The sequence below is a fragment of the Streptomyces sp. NPDC005408 genome (assembly GCF_040606445.1).
Classification (GTDB): domain Bacteria; phylum Actinomycetota; class Actinomycetes; order Streptomycetales; family Streptomycetaceae; genus Streptomyces.
In genome coordinates, this window is sequence record NZ_JBEXEX010000004.1 from 176,930 (window position 1) to 195,979 (window position 19,050).

Annotated in this window: 20 protein-coding genes; 3 read left to right on the top strand and 17 right to left on the bottom strand. The window is 71.2% G+C overall.

The annotated features are described in order from the left end of the window. Positions 1–15: 15 nt before the first annotated feature. From ABZS64_RS06160 to tsaB, 6 genes are all read right to left on the bottom strand, one after another. The gene (locus tag ABZS64_RS06160) at positions 16–1,278 is read right to left on the bottom strand and encodes an RNA polymerase sigma factor (RefSeq protein ID WP_355823821.1); all 1,263 of its coding nucleotides are present in this window, start codon (positions 1,276–1,278) and stop codon (positions 16–18) included. 103 nt (positions 1,279–1,381) lie between these two features. Then, positions 1,382–1,738 (bottom strand): YciI family protein, encoded by a 357-nt coding sequence (locus ABZS64_RS06165; RefSeq protein WP_355823824.1) that lies wholly within the window; start codon positions 1,736–1,738, stop codon positions 1,382–1,384. A gap of 153 nt (positions 1,739–1,891) precedes the next feature. Then, the gene (locus tag ABZS64_RS06170; RefSeq protein WP_355823826.1) at positions 1,892–2,155 is read right to left on the bottom strand and encodes a hypothetical protein; all 264 of its coding nucleotides are present in this window, start codon (positions 2,153–2,155) and stop codon (positions 1,892–1,894) included. Further along, on the bottom strand, positions 2,152–3,243 hold the full coding sequence (gene tsaD / locus ABZS64_RS06175; RefSeq protein ID WP_355823829.1) for a tRNA (adenosine(37)-N6)-threonylcarbamoyltransferase complex transferase subunit TsaD: 1,092 nt from the start codon (positions 3,241–3,243) through the stop codon (positions 2,152–2,154). The genes ABZS64_RS06170 and tsaD overlap by 4 nt, the downstream gene beginning before the upstream one ends. Before the next feature lie 3 nt (positions 3,244–3,246). After that, positions 3,247–3,699 (bottom strand): ribosomal protein S18-alanine N-acetyltransferase, encoded by a 453-nt coding sequence (rimI, locus tag ABZS64_RS06180; RefSeq protein WP_355824121.1) that lies wholly within the window; start codon positions 3,697–3,699, stop codon positions 3,247–3,249. Between the two features lie 29 nt (positions 3,700–3,728). Next, on the bottom strand, positions 3,729–4,382 hold the full coding sequence (gene tsaB, locus ABZS64_RS06185; protein WP_355823831.1) for a tRNA (adenosine(37)-N6)-threonylcarbamoyltransferase complex dimerization subunit type 1 TsaB: 654 nt from the start codon (positions 4,380–4,382) through the stop codon (positions 3,729–3,731). A gap of 102 nt (positions 4,383–4,484) precedes the next feature. On the opposite strand from tsaB, the gene ABZS64_RS06190 reads away from it, so the two are divergent. Further along, positions 4,485–5,045: a hypothetical protein gene (locus tag ABZS64_RS06190; protein WP_355823834.1), complete on the top strand. Its 561-nt coding sequence runs from the start codon at positions 4,485–4,487 to the stop codon at positions 5,043–5,045. Between the two features lie 62 nt (positions 5,046–5,107). Here ABZS64_RS06190 and ABZS64_RS06195 read toward each other — a convergent pair whose 3' ends face one another. From ABZS64_RS06195 to glmS, 7 genes are all read right to left on the bottom strand, one after another. Beyond that, entirely contained in the window at positions 5,108–5,293 is a 186-nt protein-coding gene (locus ABZS64_RS06195) for a hypothetical protein (protein ID WP_355823837.1), read from the bottom strand. Positions 5,294–5,439: 146 nt separating this feature from the next. Next, a complete protein-coding gene (tsaE, locus tag ABZS64_RS06200; RefSeq protein ID WP_355823839.1) occupies positions 5,440–5,952 on the bottom strand; it encodes a tRNA (adenosine(37)-N6)-threonylcarbamoyltransferase complex ATPase subunit type 1 TsaE in 513 nt (170 codons plus the stop codon). Further along, positions 5,924–7,150: an alpha/beta hydrolase gene (locus tag ABZS64_RS06205; protein WP_355823842.1), complete on the bottom strand. Its 1,227-nt coding sequence runs from the start codon at positions 7,148–7,150 to the stop codon at positions 5,924–5,926. Before ABZS64_RS06205 ends, tsaE begins: the two co-directional genes overlap by 29 nt. A 10-nt stretch (positions 7,151–7,160) precedes the next feature. Continuing rightward, the gene (gene alr / locus ABZS64_RS06210) at positions 7,161–8,318 is read right to left on the bottom strand and encodes an alanine racemase (protein WP_355823844.1); all 1,158 of its coding nucleotides are present in this window, start codon (positions 8,316–8,318) and stop codon (positions 7,161–7,163) included. A 115-nt stretch (positions 8,319–8,433) separates the two neighbouring features. Continuing rightward, on the bottom strand, positions 8,434–9,879 hold the full coding sequence (locus tag ABZS64_RS06215; protein ID WP_355823846.1) for an NAD(P)H-hydrate dehydratase: 1,446 nt from the start codon (positions 9,877–9,879) through the stop codon (positions 8,434–8,436). A gap of 4 nt (positions 9,880–9,883) precedes the next feature. After that, positions 9,884–10,252: a holo-ACP synthase gene (locus ABZS64_RS06220; RefSeq protein ID WP_355823849.1), complete on the bottom strand. Its 369-nt coding sequence runs from the start codon at positions 10,250–10,252 to the stop codon at positions 9,884–9,886. After that, complete coding sequence (glmS, locus tag ABZS64_RS06225) at positions 10,249–12,096, bottom strand: glutamine--fructose-6-phosphate transaminase (isomerizing) (RefSeq protein ID WP_355823851.1); 1,848 nt, start codon at positions 12,094–12,096, stop codon at positions 10,249–10,251. The genes ABZS64_RS06220 and glmS overlap by 4 nt, the downstream gene beginning before the upstream one ends. Positions 12,097–12,232: 136 nt before the next feature. On the opposite strand from glmS, the gene coaA reads away from it, so the two are divergent. Further along, positions 12,233–13,228: a type I pantothenate kinase gene (gene coaA, locus ABZS64_RS06230; RefSeq protein WP_355823853.1), complete on the top strand. Its 996-nt coding sequence runs from the start codon at positions 12,233–12,235 to the stop codon at positions 13,226–13,228. Between the two features lie 12 nt (positions 13,229–13,240). Further along, complete coding sequence (locus ABZS64_RS06235; protein WP_355823856.1) at positions 13,241–14,191, top strand: DUF389 domain-containing protein; 951 nt, start codon at positions 13,241–13,243, stop codon at positions 14,189–14,191. A gap of 30 nt (positions 14,192–14,221) precedes the next feature. On the opposite strand, the gene glmM is transcribed toward ABZS64_RS06235, so the two are convergent. From glmM to ABZS64_RS06255, 4 genes are all read right to left on the bottom strand, one after another. Then, positions 14,222–15,580, bottom strand: a complete 1,359-nt coding sequence (gene glmM / locus ABZS64_RS06240; RefSeq protein ID WP_355823858.1) for a phosphoglucosamine mutase — start codon at positions 15,578–15,580, stop codon at positions 14,222–14,224. Between the two features lie 140 nt (positions 15,581–15,720). Further along, the gene (gene rpsI, locus ABZS64_RS06245) at positions 15,721–16,248 is read right to left on the bottom strand and encodes a 30S ribosomal protein S9 (RefSeq protein WP_355823860.1); all 528 of its coding nucleotides are present in this window, start codon (positions 16,246–16,248) and stop codon (positions 15,721–15,723) included. 42 nt (positions 16,249–16,290) lie between these two features. Then, a complete protein-coding gene (gene rplM, locus ABZS64_RS06250; protein ID WP_266381617.1) occupies positions 16,291–16,734 on the bottom strand; it encodes a 50S ribosomal protein L13 in 444 nt (147 codons plus the stop codon). A gap of 656 nt (positions 16,735–17,390) precedes the next feature. After that, complete coding sequence (locus ABZS64_RS06255; protein WP_355823865.1) at positions 17,391–19,013, bottom strand: ATP-binding cassette domain-containing protein; 1,623 nt, start codon at positions 19,011–19,013, stop codon at positions 17,391–17,393. Positions 19,014–19,050 lie beyond the last annotated feature (37 nt).

Sequence of the window (19,050 nt, forward strand, 5' to 3'; positions counted from 1 at the left end):
GATGATCACCAGGGGTCAGCCGGATCGGCCGGATCGGCCCGACTCCTGAGCCCGCTTCAGCAGTAGTTCCCTCTCCCGCTCGTTGCGCGTCAGCGACGCCGCACGCTCGAACTCCGCCCGCGCCTCCGCCCCGCGCCCCAGCCGCGCCAGCAGATCGCCGCGCACGCTCGGCAGCAGGTGGTACTCCTTCAGCGCCGGTTCCGCCGCCAGTGCATCCACCAGGGCCAGGCCCGCCTCCGGTCCTTCCGCCATCGAGATCGCGACCGCGCGGTTCAGGTCGACGACCGGGGACGGTGTGAGCACCGCGAGACGGCCGTACAGGGTGGCGATGGCCGACCAGTCCGTCTCTTCGTAGCGCACGGCCTGGGCGTGGCAGGCGGCGATCGCCGCCTGGAGGGCGTACGGGCCGGGGGCGCCGCCCCCGCTCGTCGCGTTCGCGCGTCCGAGCGCCGCGAAGCCGCGCCGGATCAGCATCTGGTTCCAGCGCGTCGGGTTCTGGTCGGCGAGCAGCACCGGCGCGCCGTCGGGAGTGGTCCTGGCCGCCGTGCGCGAGGCCTGGATCTCCAACAGCGCGACCAGACCGTGGACTTCGGGCTCCTTCGGCATCAGGCCCGCCAGCACCCGGCCGAGCCGCAGCGCGTCCTCGCACAGCGCGGGGCGCACCCAGTCGTCGCCGGCGGTCGCGGCGTAGCCCTCGTTGAAGACGAGGTAGATGACTTCGAGCACCGACGACAGGCGTGCGGCACGCTCGGGGCCGTACGGCACCTCGAAGGGGACGCCCGCCTTGGCGAGGGTGCGCTTGGCGCGGACGATGCGCTGGGCCACCGTCGGCTCCGCGGCCAGGAAGGCCCTGGCGATCTCCTCGGTCGTCAGACCGCCCAGCAGCCGCAGCGTGAGCGCGATCCGTGCCTCGGTGCTGAGCACCGGATGGCAGGCGGTGAACATCAGCCGCAGCAGGTCGTCGTCGATGTCGTCGGCGTCGGACGGCTCGGGCGGCGGCTGTACGTCCTCCAGGTCCCGCCCGACCTCGGCCAGCTTGCGGGCGTACGTCTCCTTACGGCGTACAAGATCGATCGCCCGGTGTTTGGCCGTGGCCATGAGCCAGGCTCCCGGCTTCTCCGGGACACCCGACTCCGGCCACTGCTCCAGCGCGGCGACCAGAGCGTCCTGCGCGAGCTCCTCGGCGATGCCCACGTCCCGCACGATGCGGGTGACACCGGCGATGATCCGCGCCGACTCGATCCTGAATACCGCCTCAACCGCGCTTGCTGCCGTCACGGCCACCCATCAGAGCAGCCGCGGGGATGGCGGGCAAGCAGCGACGGGCCGCTCGACAGGTGTCCGGCGGATCAGGCAGCCCGGCATGATCCGCCGGACACCCTCAGCCCTCGGCGATCTCGCGAACCTCGGAGGTGACGGTCCAGTGCTCCTCGTGAACCTGCAGGAAGCGCTTGGTCCACTCGAGGACCTCGGCCTTGTCCTTGGCCTGGAGGATGGCGTAGCCGCCGACGACTTCCTTGCTCTCGGTGAAGGGCCCGTCGGTGACGGTCAGCTTCCCGTCGGACCAGGTCACCCGGGTGCCCTCGGAGGTCGGGGTGAGCCCGGCCGTGTCCAGCAGGACTCCGGCCTTGGTCATCTCCTCGATCAGCGCGCCCATGCGCTGCATGAGCTCGGGGCTGGGGCCCTCCGCCGGGGCGTTCTGCTCGTCGATACGGACCATCGTCAGGTAGCGCGGCATGGTGACTCCTCGGGTCGGAAGGCCGGGCTCTTCCCCGCCTCTCACCCCTATGTCGAAAGGGAGACGGCCGGATCGACAGCCTCCCGGGAATTCTTCCGAGAAACTTTCCGGGCGGCCACCGCTACGGTCCGGTACGGGCCCGGCAGCGCAGCGCTACGGCTGAGTCTCCACCGATTCGAAGCGCCAGCGGTGGACCGCCCTCGTGATCAAGTCCGGCGCGGGCTCCGGCAGTTCCGGCAGTTCCGCGGCCACGTCGTCCGCGTCCCACCAGGTGATCACCAGCACCCGGTCCCCCGGGGCCCGGAACGTCTCCCGGCGCAGCGGCTCGCGTGCCAGCTCCTGCGCCCGCGCCCACTCCAGCAGTTCACCACCCCGGCCCTGGACGGCCCGGGCCTCCCACATCAGGGCGACGGTCACTTGTACAGGTTCTCCTTGCTGACCTCGTGCACATGGTCGTGGCTGTGACCGGGCACGTGCGGGTCCGTCACCGGCAGCGAGGAGTCCGCCGACAGTTCCAGATCCGAGGCCGGCCTGCCCCGCGCCACCATCTCCGCGCCCAGCGCCGCGACCATCGCGCCGTTGTCCGTGCACAGCTTCGGCCGCGGCACCCGCAGCCGGATCCCGGCCCGCCCGCACCGCTCCTCGGCGAGCGCCCGCAGCCGCGAGTTCGCGGCCACTCCCCCGCCGATCATCAGGTGGTCCACGCCCTCGTCCTGACAGGCGCGTACGGCCTTGCGGGTCAGCACGTCGACGACCGCCTCCTGGAAGGACGCCGCCACATCGCGTACGGGCACCTCCTCGCCCGCGGCCCGCTTGGCCTCGATCCAGCGGGCGACGGAGGTCTTGAGTCCCGAGAAGGAGAAGTTGTACGCCGCGTCGCGCGAGCCGGTGAGTCCGCGCGGGAACGCGATCGCCGCCGGGTCGCCCTCCTTCGCGAGACGGTCGATCACAGGTCCGCCGGGGAAGCCGAGGTCGAGCACCCGCGCGATCTTGTCGAAGGCCTCGCCCGCGGCGTCGTCGATCGTCGCGCCGAGCGGCCGTACGTCCGACGTGATGTCGGGCGCGAGCAGCAGGGACGAATGGCCACCGCTCACCAGCAGCGCCATCGTCGGCTCGGGCAGCGGCCCGTGCTCCAGCTGGTCGACGCAGATGTGCGAGGCCAGGTGGTTCACGCCGTAGAGCGGCTTGTTCAGCGCGTACGCGTACGCCTTCGCCGCCGATACGCCGACCAGCAGCGCACCCGCGAGCCCCGGCCCTGCCGTCACCGCGATGCCGTCGAGGTCGCGCGCCGAGACGCCGGCCTCCTTCAGGGCGCGCTCGATGGTCGGCACCATCGCCTCCAGATGCGCGCGCGAAGCGATCTCGGGCACCACGCCGCCGAAGCGGGCGTGCGTGTCCACGCTGGAGGCGACGGCGTCCGCGAGCAGGGTCGTGCCGCGGACGATGCCGACGCCGGTCTCGTCGCAGGAGGTCTCGATGCCCAGTACGAGCGGTTCGTCAGCCATCTGTTAAGTCTCTGTTCCTTGTACGTGGAGCCGCATGACGAGGGCGTCGACATTGCCCGGCTGGTAGTAGCCGCGGCGGAATCCGATGGGCTCGAAGCCGAAGCGTTCGTACAGCTTCTGGGCCCTGGTGTTGTCCACGCGCACTTCGAGGAGCACCTCGTCGCACTCGAAGGCGGTGGCGTGCTGCAGGAGATCGGTCAGGAGCCGGGCCCCGAGCCCGGTGCCCCACTGGTCGCGGGCGACGGCAATGGTCTGTACGTCACCGAGGCCGCCCGCCGCAGCGAGGCCCGCGTAACCGACGATCTTCCCCTCCGCCTCGGCCACCACATAGCGGCGGGTGGCCTGCGGGCCACGCGCATGGGCGAGCTCGGACCAGAACATCCCGGCCGACCAGGCGTCCTCCGGGAAGAGCACATGCTCCAGCGCGAGCACCGGCTCCAGGTCCCACCAGCGCATCTCACGCAGCACAGCGGTGACGGTGACGGTCACTGGGGTGTGACCACCTTGTAGTTCTTCGGCACCTGGGCGTCGGGCCTGCGCAGATACAGCGGCAGCGGCGGCAGGAACTCTTCACCGGCGGCCAGCTTCTCGGCGGCCAGCGAGGCCAGCGCCCCAGCCGAGACATGCTCCGGCTCCCGGGCGTCCGGGAAGGTCTCCGGGTAGATGAGCGCACCGGCGCCGACGGCGGGCAGGCCCGCGACCTGCTCGGCGATGTCGGCGGGCCGGTCGACGGACGGCTCGCCAACGCGGCCGCGCGCGGACTCGTACCGCGCCCAGTACACCTCTTTGCGGCGCGCGTCCGTCGCCACCACGAACGGCTCCTCCAGACCGGAGGCGTACGCGAGCCCGTCCAGCGTGCACAGCCCGTACACCGGCACCCCCAGCGCCGAGCCGAAGGTCGTGGCCGTCACCAGACCGACCCGCAGTCCGGTGTACGGACCGGGGCCGACCCCGGCCACCACGGCGGTGACGGCGTCGAGTTTCACCCCGGCCTCGGCGAGGACGCGGTCGACGGCGGGCAGCAGCAGCTCCCCGTGGCGTCTCGCGTCGACGCGAGAGGACTCGGCGACGACGGAGGTGCCGTCGTGGAGAGCGGCGGTGACGGCGGGCGTAGCGGTATCAACGGCAAGCAGGAGCACGCAAACAGCCTACGGCTCCGGCGGCCGGGGCACGGTGCCCCGTAGGAGCATGCGGCTGCTGCTACCGTCACCACGGATACGTACATCAGAAAGGTGGGCACGGTGGCACGGAGCAGCTCGGGTCTCGTGGCCGGGCTCACGGCGGCGGCTCTCGCCGTCGTCGCATTCCTCGCCTACCAGGCGTCGGCGAGCGCCCCCGATCAGCTCGGCAGGCCGGCGAGCCACAGTACGGTCCCCTCGTCGCAGGCTTCGGGCGGCCCCGGCCAGAAGCCCAAGAACCCGCTGGCGCTGCCCGCGAGATCGGGCAAGGGCGTGCGCGTGGTGTACGGGCTCGGCGAGCGGCGCGTATGGCTCGTGGGCCAGAACGGCAAGCCGGAGCGGACGTTCGAGGTCATGCCGTCTACGGTCGGTCCGGCGCCCGGTGCGTACACCGTCACCTCGCGCTCCGGGACCGTACCCGGCTCGGACGGGGTGCGGATCGAGCATGTGGTGCGGTTCGCGAGCGTCGACGATGTGGCGATCGGTTTCAGCGCCGCGGTGAACGGGTCGATGGCCAGCCCCGACCCGGAGATGAAGACCGGCGGCGTACGGATGAAGCGGGCGGACGGCGACGCGATGTGGAAGTTCGCGACGATCGGCTCGAAGGTCGTCGTCGTCCCGTAAGTCCTCGTCCTCGTCCCGTCCGGTGAGCCGAACCGTAAGCCGGTGTCCCTAACCCGAACGGACTACGCCGCGTCGCGGCGCGGTTCACGCTCCCCGGCGAGGCGCTCGTCGCGGGGCGGGGTGGAGACCGCGCTCGCCGCGGCACACGACGCCAGCAGATCACGCATCGACAGGCCCGACGGTGACACGGGCGCCGACGGCGCCGACTGCTGCTGCCGCGGCTGGGACTCGCGCTCGGATGCCGACATGGATGCCTCCTGGGGCTCCGGGGGCAGGCGTGGTTAGGTAGACCTAACCAGCTCTCACTACCATGTGACCACGCCCGGCACGGCCCGCGCAACATTTTGCCGACGTCTTGTCGGAACGACCAACCCTCAGTGCCCCGGCGTGGCGCTCAGCTGGCCAGCAGCGCCAGATCGACCGGGGCCCAGCGCGGGCCGAAGCCCGTCAGGGTGACCTCGCGCCGCTCGTCCTCCGTATCACCGACGACCCGGTGGATCAGCACATGCAGGCGGTCCTCCGAGAGGTCCTCGACCTTGCCGTCGCCCCACTCCACGACCACCACCGACTCGGGCAACGAGACATCGAGATCGAGGTCCTCCATCTCGTCGAGACCGCCGCCCAGGCGGTATGCGTCCACATGGACCAGGGCCGGGCCGCCGGTCAGCGAGGGGTGGACGCGGGCGATGACGAAGGTCGGGGATGTGACGGCGCCGCGGACCCCGAGGCCTTCGCCGAGGCCCCGGGTCAGCGTCGTCTTGCCCGCGCCGAGCTCGCCGGTGAGCATCACCAGGTCACCGGGGCGCAGCAGTTTCGCGATGCTGCGCCCCAACTCCTGCATCTGCTCGGGGGACTCGACGGGGAGACGGGCGGCAGACTCAGCCGCCGGGCTGTGCGGTGCTTCCATACGGGCCAACGTTAGCCGGTGCCGGGACCGCGCCGACCCGGGCCAGCAGGTCCGCGAGCCGGTCGGTGACGACCTCCGGATGCTCCAGCATCACCAGATGACCGCCGTCCGGCACGATCACCAGCTCCGAGTCCGGCAGCAGGTCCGCGATCGCCTCGCTGTGCGAGCTCGGCGTCACCAGATCCTTGTCACCGGCCAGGACGAGTACCGGGACCTCCTGGAAGATCTCCAGCGCCGCGGCCTTGTCGTGCTCGACGAAGGCCGGGTAGAACTCCGCGACCACATCGATCGGGGTCGACTCGATGAGCCGTTCCGCGAACCGCGCGACCGCCGGGTCCACGTCCTTGGACGAGAACGAATACCGCTTGATGAGGCCCGCGAAGAGATCGGCGGTGGCCCGGCGGCCCCGTTCGACCAGTTCGGCCTGCGAGCCGAGCGCCTTGAGCACGCCGGGCAGCACCCGCCGTACGGCGTTCACGCCCGCGACCGGCAGCCCGTAGTTGACCTCGCCGAGCTGCCCGGACGAGGTGCCGACGAAGGCGACCCCGACGACCCTGTCCCGTACGAGCTCGGGGAACTGGTCGGCGAGCGCCATGATCGTCATGCCGCCCATGGAGTGGCCGACCAGCACCAGCGGACCGTCGGGCGCCGCCGCGTCGATGACCGCCTTCAGGTCACGGCCCAGCTGGTCGATGGAGACCGGCACGCCGTCCGGGCCCGACTGGGATGCGCCTCTTGCCGAGCGGCCGTGGCTGCGCTGGTCCCAGTGCACCGTGCGCACCAGGCCGCGCAGGGCGGCGCGCTGGAAGTGCCAGGAGTCCTGGCTCAGACAGTAGCCATGGCTGAAGACGACGGTGACCGGTGCGGGCACCTTGCGGCCGAAGAGCCTGCGGCGGCGGGGGGCGCCCGCCTCCGGGTCGACCTCGTCCGCCTCGTAGTACAGCTGCGTGCTGTCGTCGGCGACCGCCTTGCCCGGCAGGCCGCGCAGGGAGCCGTACGGCCCCGAGGCGTCCAGCGCGAGCCTGGCCTTCTGGCGCATGCCGCGGCCGACCGTGAGGCGCTCGATCGCGACGCCCGCGGCCGCGCCCGCGGCGATCACACCTATCGCGGCGCCGGCGATGCCCGCCTTGCGCCAGTTGCCCGTGGTGGCGGCCGTCACTGCGGCCGCCACGACGTCCCCCGTGCTGGTCTCGCTCACCGTGCCGCTCCTACTCGTCGGAGTCCTCGTTCAGGTAGACGCGCGGAACCCTCGTTCCGATGCGGGTGACGATCTCGTACGCGATGGTGCCCGCCGCCTGGGCCCAGTCCTCGGCGGTCGGCTCGCCCCGGTCGCCCGGGCCGAACAGGAGCGCTTCCGCGCCCTCGGCGACCGCCCCGCCGTCCGGGCCGAGGTCGACGACGAACTGGTCCATGGCGACCCGGCCCGCGACCCTGCGCCACTTTCCGCCGACCAGAACGGGTCCCCGGCCCGAGGCGTGTCGCGGAATACCGTCCGCGTAGCCGATGGGGACGAGGCCGAGCGTGGTCTCGTCCGCGGTGACGTAGTGATGCCCATAGCTGACGCCGTGCCCCGCCGGGACCTGCTTGACCAGGGCCACGGATGCGGCGAGCGTCATCACGGGCCGCAGCCCGAAGCCCGCGGGCGTGCCCAGCTCGGGGCTGGGCGAGACGCCGTATATGGCGATGCCGGTCCGGACGAGATCGAAGTGCGTCTCCGGAAGGGTCAGCGTCGCCGGGGAGTTGGCGATGTGCCGGACCTCGGGCTCGATGCCCTCCTTCTCGGCGTACGCCACCAGCTCGCGGAACACCTCCAGCTGGGCGGTGATCGAGGGGTGCCCAGGCTCGTCGGCGCAGGCAAAGTGCGACCAGAGGCCGGTGACCTTGACCGTGCCCTCGGCCTCGGCGGCGAGCGCTTCGGCCACGAGCTCGGGCCAGTCGGCGGGCTGGCAGCCGTTGCGCCCGAGGCCGGTGTCGGCCTTGAGCTGGATCCTGGCCGGGCGCCCGACCTCGCGGGCCGCGGCGGTGACCTCCCGAAGGGCCCACAGGCCGCTCACGGACATGTCGAGATCGGCCTCGATGGCCTCGTGCCAGGGCCCACCGGGGGTCCACAGCCAGCACATGACGCGCCCCTGGATGCCCGCCGCGCGCAGGGCGAGGGCCTCGTGGGGCGTGGCGGTGCCGAGCCACGTGGCGCCCGCCTGGAGCGCTGCCTTCGCGCAGGGCACCATCCCGTGTCCGTACGCGTCCGACTTCACCACGGCCATCAGGGCAGCACGGGGCGCGCGGGCACGAAGCGCGCGCACGTTGGCGCGCAGGGCCGCGAGGTCGATCTCGGCACGGGCTCTCAGGGGTGGTGTCTGGCTCATCGCGCCCAAGTGTCTCAGAGCCGTACGACAGTGCTCGTACAACAGTTGTGCGGTTGCTCACGGCGTGCCGCCCGGTGGCGGGCCCTTCCCCGCCCCGCCCGTTCCCGAACCGGGCTCAGGCTCGTACGTCGCGCCACGCGTACGGCAGCGCCTCCGCCACCTCGTACGACGTGATCGGCGTCCCCTCCGACGCCGCGTGCCGGGCCGCCAGGCCGTGCAGATACGCCGCCACGGACCCCGCGTCCCGCGCGTCGAGCCCCGCGGCCAGCAGCGACCCCGCGAGGCCCGAGAGGACGTCGCCGCTGCCCGCCGTCGCCAGCCAGGGTGTGCCCATCGGGTTCACCCGGACCGGGGACCGGCCGCCGTCCGGGGCGGCGACCAGGGTGGTCGAGCCCTTGAGCAGCACCGTCGCCCCGTAGCGCGCGGCCAGTTCCCGTACGGAGGCGAGCCGCGCGGACTCGACCTCCTCGCGCGGTACGCCCAGCAGCGCGGCCGCCTCGCCCGCGTGCGGCGTCAGCAGCGTGGGCGCGCTCCTGCCCCGTACCGTCGCGGCGCCCAGCAGCCGCAGCCCGTCCGCGTCGACCAGCACCGGAACGTCGGAGTCCAGCACGTCCTGTACCGCGTCCACCGCGGCGCTCCCGTCGCCGAGCCCCGGCCCGACGACCCACGCCTGCACCCGCCCCGCCTTCGACGGCGGCCCGGCGTGCACCAGGGCCTCCGGGAACCGGGCGATCACGGCATCGGCCGCGGGCCCGACGTACCGCACGGCTCCCGCCCCGCCGCGCAGCCCGCCCGCGACCGCGAGCACGGCCGCGCCCGGGTAGCGCGCCGACCCGGCGACGAGGCCGACCACACCCCGCCGATATTTGTCGCTTTCCGCGGCAGGCACCGGCAACAGCTGTGCCACATCCGCGTGTTGGAGCGCCTCGACATCGGGCACGGACGGCAGATGGTCCTCAAGACCGATACCGACGAGCCGTACCGTCCCGGCGTACTCCCGTGCCGGATCGATCAGCAGCCCCGGCTTGTACGTGCCGAACGTCACCGTCGCGTCGGCGTGCAGCGCCTCGCCGAGCACCTCTCCGCTGTCCGCCTCGACGCCGCTCGGCAGATCGACGGCGACAACCGCCGCGTTGGACCCGCGCGCGGCCCGGACCACCGGCACCGCGTCCGGGCGCAGCCCGCCGTGGCCACCGATCCCGGTAACGCCGTCCAGCACCAGATCGGTGAAGGCCAGCACCTCGAAGGGGTCTTCCGCGACCCGTCCGCCAGCTGCGAGCAGCGCCGCGAGGCCGCCCTCGTGGGCGCGCGAGCCGAGCAGCACGGCCGAGACGCCGGCCCCGCGCCGGGCAAGGCGCGCCCCCGCGTACAGCGCGTCGCCGCCGTTGTCCCCGCTGCCGACGAGCAGCACGATTCTGGCTCCGTACACCCGCCCCAGCAGATCGGCGCAGGCGGCGGCCAGTCCGGCGGCCGCGCGTTGCATGAGGGCGCCCTGCGGCAGGCGCGCCATCAGCTCGGCCTCGGCGGCCCGTACGGTCTCGACGCTGTAAGCGGTACGCATACGGTCAACCCTCCGCGATCACCACTGCCGACGCCACCCCCGCGTCGTGACTGAGCGACACATGCCAAGAGCGCACACCGAGCTCGGCGGCTCGGGCCGCCACAGTCCCGCGCACCCGCAGCCGCGGCTGCCCGCTGTCCTCGACGTACACCTCTGCGTCCGTCCAGTGGAGTCCGCCGGGTGCGCCGAGTGCCTTGGCGACGGCCTCCTTCGCGGCGAACCGTGCCGCGAGGGAGGCATAGCCTCGCTGTTCGCCGCTGGGGAGCAACAACTCCCGCTCCAGGAAGACCCGTTCGGCCATTCCGGGCGTACGCCGCATGGATGCGGCGAACCGGTCGATCTCTGCGACGTCGATGCCCACCCCGATGATCATTCGACGGTGACAGACTTCGCGAGGTTGCGCGGCTGGTCGACCTCGTTGCCGCGCGCCGTCGCCAGCTCGCAGGCGAAGACCTGCAGCGGCACGGTCGCCACCAGCGGCTGCAGCAGCGTCGGCGTCGCCGGAATCCGGATGAGATGGTCCGCGTACGGCACGACCGTCTCGTCCCCCTCCTCCGCGATCACGATCGTCCGCGCACCCCGCGCCCGGATCTCCTGGATATTGGAGACGATCTTGTCGTGGAGCACCGAGCGCCCGCGCGGCGACGGCACCACGACCACCACCGGCAGATCCTCCTCGATCAGCGCGATCGGACCGTGTTTGAGCTCGCCCGCCGCGAAGCCCTCCGCGTGCATGTACGCGAGCTCCTTGAGCTTGAGCGCGCCCTCCAGCGCCACCGGATAGCCCACATGGCGCCCCAGGAACAGCACGGTGTTCTTGTCCGCGAGCGAGCGTGCCAGCTCCCGTACGGGCTCCATCGTCTCCAGGACCCGCTCGACCTCGCCCGAGATCTTGGCCAGGTCCCTGATGACGGCGCCGATCTCGTCGCCCCACTTGGTGCCGCGGACCTGGCCCAGATACAGCGCCAGCAGATAGCAGGCCACCAGCTGCGTCAGAAACGCCTTCGTGGAGGCGACCGCGACCTCCGGACCCGCGTGCGTGTACAGCACCGCGTCCGACTCCCGCGGGATCGTCGAACCGTTCGTATTGCATACGGCCAGCACCTTCGCGCCCTGCTCGCGCGCGTGCCGCAGCGCCATCAGGGTGTCCATCGTCTCGCCGGACTGCGAGATCGCGATCACCAGCGTCCGCTGGTCCAGGATCGGGTCCCGGTATCGGAACTCGCTCGCCAGCTCCACCTCGCAGGGGATTCGCGTCCAGTGCTCGATGGCGTACTTGGCGATCATCGCCGCGTGGAAGGCGGTGCCGCAGGCCACGATGACGATCTTGTTCGCCTCGCGCAGCACCGACACCGGGATCCGCACCTCGTCGAGGCTGAGGTGGCCCTCCGCGTCGATCCGTCCCAGCAGGGTGTCGGCGACCGCCTTCGGCTGCTCGGCGATCTCCTTGAGCATGAAGTAGTCGTAACCGCCCTTCTCGGCGGCCGACGCGTCCCAGTCCACGTGGTACGAGCGCACCTGCGCCGGCGCCCCATCGAAGTCGGTGACCGTCACACCGTCCCGGCGCAGCTCCACCACCTGGTCCTGCCCCAGCTCGATGGCCGAGCGCGTGTACGCGATGAAGGCGGCCACATCGGAGGCGAGGAAGGACTCGCCCTCGCCGACGCCGACCACCAGCGGGGAGTTGCGCCGCGCGCCGACCACCACGTCCGGCTCGTCCGCGTGCACGGCGACCAGCGTGAAGGCGCCCTGAAGCTGCCGGCACACCTGGCGCATCGACTCGGCCAGGTCGCCGCAGGACGAGAAGGACTCGGCGAGCAGATGCGCGACGACCTCGGTGTCGGTCTCCGACGCCAGCTCGTGCCCGCGTTCGGTCAACTCTGCCCGCAGGGCGGCGAAGTTCTCGATGATCCCGTTGTGCACGACGGCGACGCGTCCCGCGTTGTCCAGATGGGGATGGGCATTGGCGTCGGTCGGCCCGCCGTGCGTGGCCCACCGGGTGTGCCCGATGCCGGTGGAGCCGCTCGGCAGCGGCCGGCTCACCAGCTCCTTCTCCAGATTGACGAGCTTGCCCGCCTTCTTCGCCGCGGCAAGCCCGCCGTCGGCGAGTACCGCCACACCGGCCGAGTCGTAGCCCCGGTACTCGAGCCGCTTGAGGCCCGCGATGACCACATCAAGCGCCGACTGTCCGCCGACGTAACCCACGATTCCGCACATGTCGGCAGCCTACGACCGCGCACCCGGATTCCCGGCCATGCCGTCAGCAGGGAGCGACCCCCACGCGCGCGTGCCCCCGGCCCCACGTGACCGACTCCACCCCCCACTCATCGGCCCGAGCCACGACAATGTTCAGGTGATCTCTTCGCCGCCACGAAGCGCCCACCGCCGGGCAGAGCCTGCGTCGACCCCGTATGTCGACCTCACCCGCGCGGAGTGGAGCGCCCTGCGCGACAAAACCCCGCTCCCCCTCACCGCCGACGAGGTCGAGCGGCTGCGCGGTCTGGGCGATGTCATCGACCTGGACGAGGTACGGGACGTCTACCTGCCGCTGTCCCGGCTGCTCAATCTGTACGTACAGGCCACGGCCGGTCTGCGGGGCGCGCTCAACACCTTCCTGGGCGACGCGGGCAACGGCCACGGCGAACAGCGCGGCACCCCCTTCGTCATAGGAGTCGCCGGCTCCGTCGCGGTCGGCAAGTCCACCGTCGCCCGTGTCCTCCAGGCGATGCTGGCCCGCTGGCCGGAGCATCCGCGGGTCGAGCTGGTCACCACCGACGGCTTCCTGCTCCCGATGAAGGAGCTGGAGTCCCGGGGCCTGATGTCGCGCAAGGGCTTCCCCGAGTCGTACGACCGCCGCGCCCTGACACGTTTCGTCGCCGACATCAAGGCTGGCAAGGACGAGGTCACCGCACCGGTCTACTCCCACCTGATCTACGACATCGTCCCGGACGAGCGCCTCACGGTCCGCCGCCCCGACATCCTGATCGTCGAGGGCCTCAATGTCCTGCAGCCCGCCCTGCCCGGCAAGGACGGCCGCACCCGCGTCGGCCTCGCCGACTACTTCGACTTCAGTGTGTACGTCGACGCGCGCCCAGAGGACATCGAGACCTGGTACCTCAACCGCTTCCGCAAGCTGCGCGAGACGGCCTTCCAGAACCCCTTCTCGTACTTCAGGAAGTACACCCAGGTCTCCGAGGAGGAGGCCCTGGACTACGCCCGTACGATGTGGCGGACCATCAACAAGCCCAACCTGCTGGAGAATGTGGCGCCGACGCGCGGCCGAGCCACGCTGGTGCTCCGCAAGGGCCCCGACCACAAGGTCCAGCGCCTGTCTCTGCGCAAACTCTGAGGAGCCGCGCGCGTGCTGCATCTGCGCCTGATCACCCCCGCCGACCGGACGGCCGACGTCGTCCGCCTGATCGAGAGGACCGTCGGCACGACACATCTCGCGGTCGTGCCGGGCGCCGCCCGCAATCCCCAGGGCGACCTGGTGATGTGCGACGTGGCGCGCGAGGCGGGCGACGAGCTGATCGGCGGTCTGCGGGCGCTCGGTATCGACGAGTCCGGCTCGATCGCCGTCGAGAACATCGACCTGTCGCTGTCCCGGCGCGCCGACAAGGCGGAGGCCGAGGCTCCGGGCGAGGGCGCGGACGCGGTGCTGTGGGAGCACCTGACGGAGGCGACCCACGAGGAGTCGACGCTCTCGGTCACCTACATCGCCTTCCTGACGCTGGCGACGATGATCGCGGCGTGCGGTGTGGTGCTCGACAACGCGATCCTGATCGTGGGCGCGATGGCGGTGGGCCCGGAGTTCGGCCCGCTGGCGGGCTTCTGCACGGCCCTGGTCCAGCGAGCCCCGCGCCTTGCGTGGCGCTCGTTCGTGGCGCTGATCGTGGGCTTCGCGGTGTCCATGCTGGTGACGGTGGCGTTCACCTACTTCATGGACTGGGTGAACCTCTTCGAAGTGGTGAAACTGGACGCCGAACGCCCCAACACCAACTTCATCTACCGCCCCGACGCGTTCTCGTTCGTGGTCGCGGTGCTCGCGGGCTCGGCGGGCATGCTCTCGCTGACCTCGGCGAAGTCGGGAGCGCTGGTGGGCGTGGCGATCTCGGTCACGACGGTTCCGGCGGCGGCGAACGCGGCGGTGGCCTTCAGCTATCACGAGTACAAGCAGGCCTGGGGCTCGACCGAGCAACTGCTGCTGAATCTGCTGGGCATTGTGCTGGCCGGCACGCTGACGCTCCTCGTCCAGAAGGTCCTGTGGGCGAAGCAGCGGGAGCGTACGGCGGCGAAGTCCGGAGGGGCTTGAGAACTCAAGCCCCTCCGGCTACTGAGCAGGTCAGCCGAGCGCCGACTTGACCGCGTCCGCGAGGCGGCCCGCAACCGAGCGCGCCTGCTCGATGTCCGCGGCCTCGACCATGACGCGTACGAGCGGCTCCGTGCCCGAAGGACGCAGCAGTACGCGGCCGGTGGCACCCAGCTCGCGCTCGGCCTCGGCGACGGCGTTCGCCAGCTCCGGCGAGGTGTTCACGCGGGACTTGTCCACGTCCGGCACATTGATGAGGACCTGCGGCAGCCGGTCCATGACCGAGGCCAGTTCGGCCAGCGAACGGCCGGTCGCGACGACACGGGCCGCCAGCATCAGTCCGGTGAGCGTGCCGTCGCCGGTGGTCGCGTGGTCGAGCACGATGACGTGCCCGGACTGCTCGCCGCCCAGGGCGTACCCCTCGGCCTTCATCGACTCCAGTACGTACCGGTCGCCGACCGCGGTCTGCACCAGGTGTACGCCCTCGCGCTCCATCGCCAGCTTGAAGCCGAGGTTGGACATGACGGTGGCGACGACGGTGTCCTTGCGCAGCGTCCCGGCCTCGCGCATCGCCAGGGCGAGCACGGCAAGAATCTGGTCCCCGTCGACTTCCTCGCCCGCGCCGTCGACGGCCAGGCAGCGGTCGGCGTCACCGTCGTGCGCGATGCCGAAGTCGGCGCCGTGCTCGATGACGGCGGCCTTCAACAGGCCGAGGTGCGTGGACCCACAGCCGTCGTTGATGTTCAGACCGTTGGGCTCGGCACCGATGGTGATGACCTCGGCCCCGGCCCGTGCGAAGGCCTCGGGCGAGACGCGGGAGGCCGCACCGTGCGCCTCGTCGAGGACGACCTTGAGCCCGTCGAGCCGGTTCGGCAGCACGGCGATCAGATGGGCGACGTACTTGTCGAAGCCCTCGTCGTAGTCGGTGACCCGGCCCACGCCGGCGCCGGTGGGCCGCTCCCACGGCTCGCCGGTGCGGTGCTGCTCGTAGACCGTCTCGATACGGTCCTCGAGCTTGTCGGCGAGCTTGTGTCCGCCGCGCGCGAAGAACTTGATGCCGTTGTCCGGCATGGCGTTGTGGCTCGCGGAGAGCATCACGCCGAGGTCGGCCCCGAGGGAGCCGGTGAGATACGCCACCGCGGGGGTGGGCAGGACGCCTACGCGCAGGACGTCGACGCCCGCGCTTGCGAGACCCGCCACGACGGCGGCCTCGAGGAACTCTCCCGACGCTCGCGGATCACGGCCGACCACGGCGGTCGGCCGATGCCCTTCAAAGGTCCCCGCTTCGGCGAGCACATGCGCCGCAGCGACCGAAAGGCCGAGCGCGAGCTCAGCCGTCAGATCCGCATTGGCGACACCGCGCACGCCGTCCGTGCCGAAGAGTCGTCCCACAGCTGTCCTCCGAAATGCTCCGAAAATGCAAGCCCCTGAGCGCCATAGCCCGTTATACGCCCGAGGTAGTCGATAAAAGAACGCCCCGGCAGCACTGAGTGCCGCCGGGGCGAACGAAAGCCGTACAGGCCAGCGAGCGTTTAGCGCTTGCTGTACTGCGGGGCCTTGCGGGCCTTCTTCAGACCGGCCTTCTTGCGCTCGACCGCACGGTCGTCGCGGGAGAGGAAGCCGGCCTTCTTGAGCGCCGGGCGGTTGTTGTCAACGTCCGCCTCGTTCAGCGCGCGGGCCACACCGAGGCGCAGGGCGCCGGCCTGGCCGGAGACGCCGCCACCCGAGATGCGGGCGATGACGTCGTAGCGGTTGTCGAGCTCGAGCACCTTGAAGGGCTCGTTGACTTCCTGCTGGTGCACCTTGTTGGGGAAGTACTCCTCAAGGGTGCGACCGTTGATCTTCCACTTGCCGGTGCCCGGGACGATCCGGACGCGGGCAATGGCGTTCTTACGACGGCCCAGGCCGGCAGCCGGCTGGGGGTCGCCGAAGCGGGACGCCAGCGACTCGCTGGTGTACTCGCCCTCGACGGGGGTCTCCGACTCGAAGGTGGTCACCTCGGCGAAGGTCTCTTCGCCCTCGGTGCCCTCGACGGCGGTCTCTGCAGTGGTCTCGGCCACGATTCTCCTCAGATTTCTTTCGTTCTTAGGGGGTGGCCGGAACTACTGCGCGACCTGGGTGATCTCGAACGGGACCGGCTGCTGAGCAGCGTGCGGGTGGTTCTCGCCCGCGTAGATCTTCAGCTTCGAGAGCATCTGACGGCCCAGGGTGTTCTTGGGGATCATGCCCTTGATGGCCTTCTCCACGGCCTTCTCCGGGCTCTTGGCAAGCAGCTCGTCGTAGCGGACGGAGCGCAGACCACCCGGGTACCCGGAGTGGCGGTACGCCATCTTCTGGGTCTTCTTGTTGCCGGAGAGGTGAACCTTCTCGGCGTTGATGATGATGACGAAGTCGCCCATGTCCATGTGGGGGGCGTAAATCGGCTTGTGCTTGCCCCGGAGGAGGTTCGCTGCCGTAGTCGCCAGACGGCCCAGGACAATGTCCTGCGCGTCGATGATGTGCCACTGGCGCGTGACATCGCCGGGCTTGGGGCTGTACGTACGCACGGTCGTAGCCTTCGCTTCTTCAGTGATGGGGCCTCCCCAAGCCCCAAGGCTTAGGGGAAGGGTCCTGACAGGTCACCCGGACGATCACGACAGCCTTGGCGGCGCTACGGGGACGCAACCCGAGTGCCTGCCGCTGGTCATCGGCCCGGTGGACCGGCGTAAGGGCCCCTCACGTGAGATAGAGCAAGCCAATACGCATAACGAACCAGAAGAATACCCGCGGTCCCCCACCTGGGTCAAAATGCGCGCCTGCGAGCCATGGCCGGTTCCCGCCGCGCGGGCCGCGTGGGCCCGCCACAGCAGGGCCGGTGCCACCCCCGCCGGGCCCCGGACGCACGGCGCAGCCCGCGGGTGCCGCCCCCGGCTCAAAGTTCCCGCCCCGCTGTGGCGGCCCGGGCGCAGCCCCGGCCCTCCCTGGGGTCCGGGGCAGAGCCCCCGCCCGTGTCCGGCGGCGTGATCGAGCTCCTCTGGGCGCCCGGCGGCGCGAAGCTGCCGCCTCGCGGGGTCCCTGGGCGGGAGCCCCGGTTCAGGGAAGGGGCGGGGTGGGGGAACAGCCCGCCGCAGGCGCCCCCGCCCGCCACCGCCCGACACGCCCCGCCCCCGGCCCCACACGCCCCGCCCGCCACCGCACCGGCACGGCGGCCCCCGGCGCCCCGTCACCGCACCCGTTCCACCCTCCCCTCGTCCCACACCGGCTCCCCCGCCTCCCGCACCACCCCGTCCGAGCCGAACACCAGATACCGGTCGAACGACTTCGCGAACCACCTGTCGTGCGTCACCGCCAGCACCGTCCCCTCGTACGCCTCGAGACCCTCCTGCAGCGCCTCCGCCGACTCCAGGTCCAAGTTGTCCGTCGGCTCGTCCAGGAGCAGCGCCGTCGTGCCCGCCAGCTCGAGCAGCAGGATCTGGAACCGCGCCTGCTGTCCGCCCGACAGCTTCTCGAAGCGCTGGTCCCCCTGCCCCTCCAGCTCGTACCGGCGCAGCACACTCATCGCCCCGCCCCGGTCCTTCGCGTGCTCCGTCCACAGAATGTCGACCAGCGTCCGCGCCAGCAGCTCCGGATGCGCATGCGTTTGCGCGAAGTGCCCCGGCACCACCCGCGCACCCAGCTTCCACTCCCCGTTGTGCGCCACCGAGGCGTCTCCGGCCAGCAGCCGCAGGAAGTGGGATTTCCCGGACCCGTTCGAGCCCAGCACGGCGACCCGCTCCCCGTAGAAAATCTCCAGCGAGAACGGCTTCATCAGGCCGGTCAGCTCAAGCCCCGCGCAGGTCAGCGCGCGCACCCCGGTCCGCCCGCCGCGCAGCCGCATCCGGATGTCCTGCTCCCGCGGCGGCTCCGGCGGCGGCCCCGCCTCCTCGAACTTCTTGAAGCGGGTCTGCATCGCCCGGTACCGCGACGCCATGTCCGGGCTGATCGCCGCCTGTTGCCGCAGCCGCAGCACCAGCGCCTTCAGCCGCGCATGCTCCTCCTCCCAGCGCCGCTTCAGCTCCTCGAACCGCGCGAACCTCTCCCGCCGCGCCTCGTGGAACGTCCCGAAGCCCCCGCCGTGCACCCACACGTCCGACCCCGCGGGCCCCGGCTCCACGGCCACGATCTTCTCCGCGGTCCTGGCCAGCAGCTCGCGGTCGTGCGAGACGAAGAGGACCGTCTTACGGGTCTCTTTCAGCCGTTCCTCGAGCCACCGCTTGCCCGGCACGTCCAGATAGTTGTCCGGCTCGTCGAGCAGCAGCACCTCGTCGGGCCCCCGCAGCAGCGCCTCCAGCACCAGCCGCTTCTGCTCGCCCCCGCTGAGCGTGCGGACGTGCCGCCACTGCGCGCTCTCGTAGGGAACACCCAGCGCCGCCGTCGTGCACATGTCCCAGACCGTCTCGGCCTCGTACCCCCGCGCCTCAGCCCAGTCGCTCAGCGCCTGCGCGTACTTCATCTGCGCGGCCTCGTCGTCGACCGTCATGATCAGATGCTCCGCGGCATCCACCGCCGCGGCCGCTTCCCTGATCCGCGGCTGGGCCACCGACACCAGCAGGTCGCGTACGGTCCGCTCGTCCCGTACCGATCCGACGAACTGCCGCATCACGCCGAGCCCGCCGCTCGATGACACCGTCCCGCCGTGCGGCTGCAGCTCACCCGCCATCAGCCGCAGCAGTGTCGTCTTGCCCGCGCCGTTCGCCCCGACCAGGGCGACCACCGCGCCCTCGCCCACGCGGAACGAGGCGTCGCCGAGGAGCACCCGCCCGTCAGGTAGGTAGTACTCCAGATGCGCCGCCTCAAGATGTCCCATGCTCCGATTCTCACCGCCGACGTCCCCCCGGCCCAAC

Coding starts and splice junctions, on each gene's coding strand:
- ABZS64_RS06165 (WP_355823824.1), bottom strand. CDS start 1,738: ATGCCGCGCTACCTGACGATGGTCCGTATCGACGAGCAGAACGCCCCG.
- tsaD (WP_355823829.1), bottom strand. CDS start 3,243: ATGGCTGACGAACCGCTCGTACTGGGCATCGAGACCTCCTGCGACGAG.
- rimI (WP_355824121.1), bottom strand. CDS start 3,699: ATGCGCTGGTGGGACCTGGAGCCGGTGCTCGCGCTGGAGCATGTGCTC.
- ABZS64_RS06195 (WP_355823837.1), bottom strand. CDS start 5,293: ATGTCGGCATCCGAGCGCGAGTCCCAGCCGCGGCAGCAGCAGTCGGCG.
- tsaE (WP_355823839.1), bottom strand. CDS start 5,952: ATGGAAGCACCGCACAGCCCGGCGGCTGAGTCTGCCGCCCGTCTCCCC.
- alr (WP_355823844.1), bottom strand. CDS start 8,318: ATGAGCCAGACACCACCCCTGAGAGCCCGTGCCGAGATCGACCTCGCG.
- ABZS64_RS06215 (WP_355823846.1), bottom strand. CDS start 9,879: ATGCGTACCGCTTACAGCGTCGAGACCGTACGGGCCGCCGAGGCCGAG.
- ABZS64_RS06220 (WP_355823849.1), bottom strand. CDS start 10,252: ATGATCATCGGGGTGGGCATCGACGTCGCAGAGATCGACCGGTTCGCC.
- glmS (WP_355823851.1), bottom strand. CDS start 12,096: ATGTGCGGAATCGTGGGTTACGTCGGCGGACAGTCGGCGCTTGATGTG.
- ABZS64_RS06255 (WP_355823865.1), bottom strand. CDS start 19,013: ATGGGACATCTTGAGGCGGCGCATCTGGAGTACTACCTACCTGACGGG.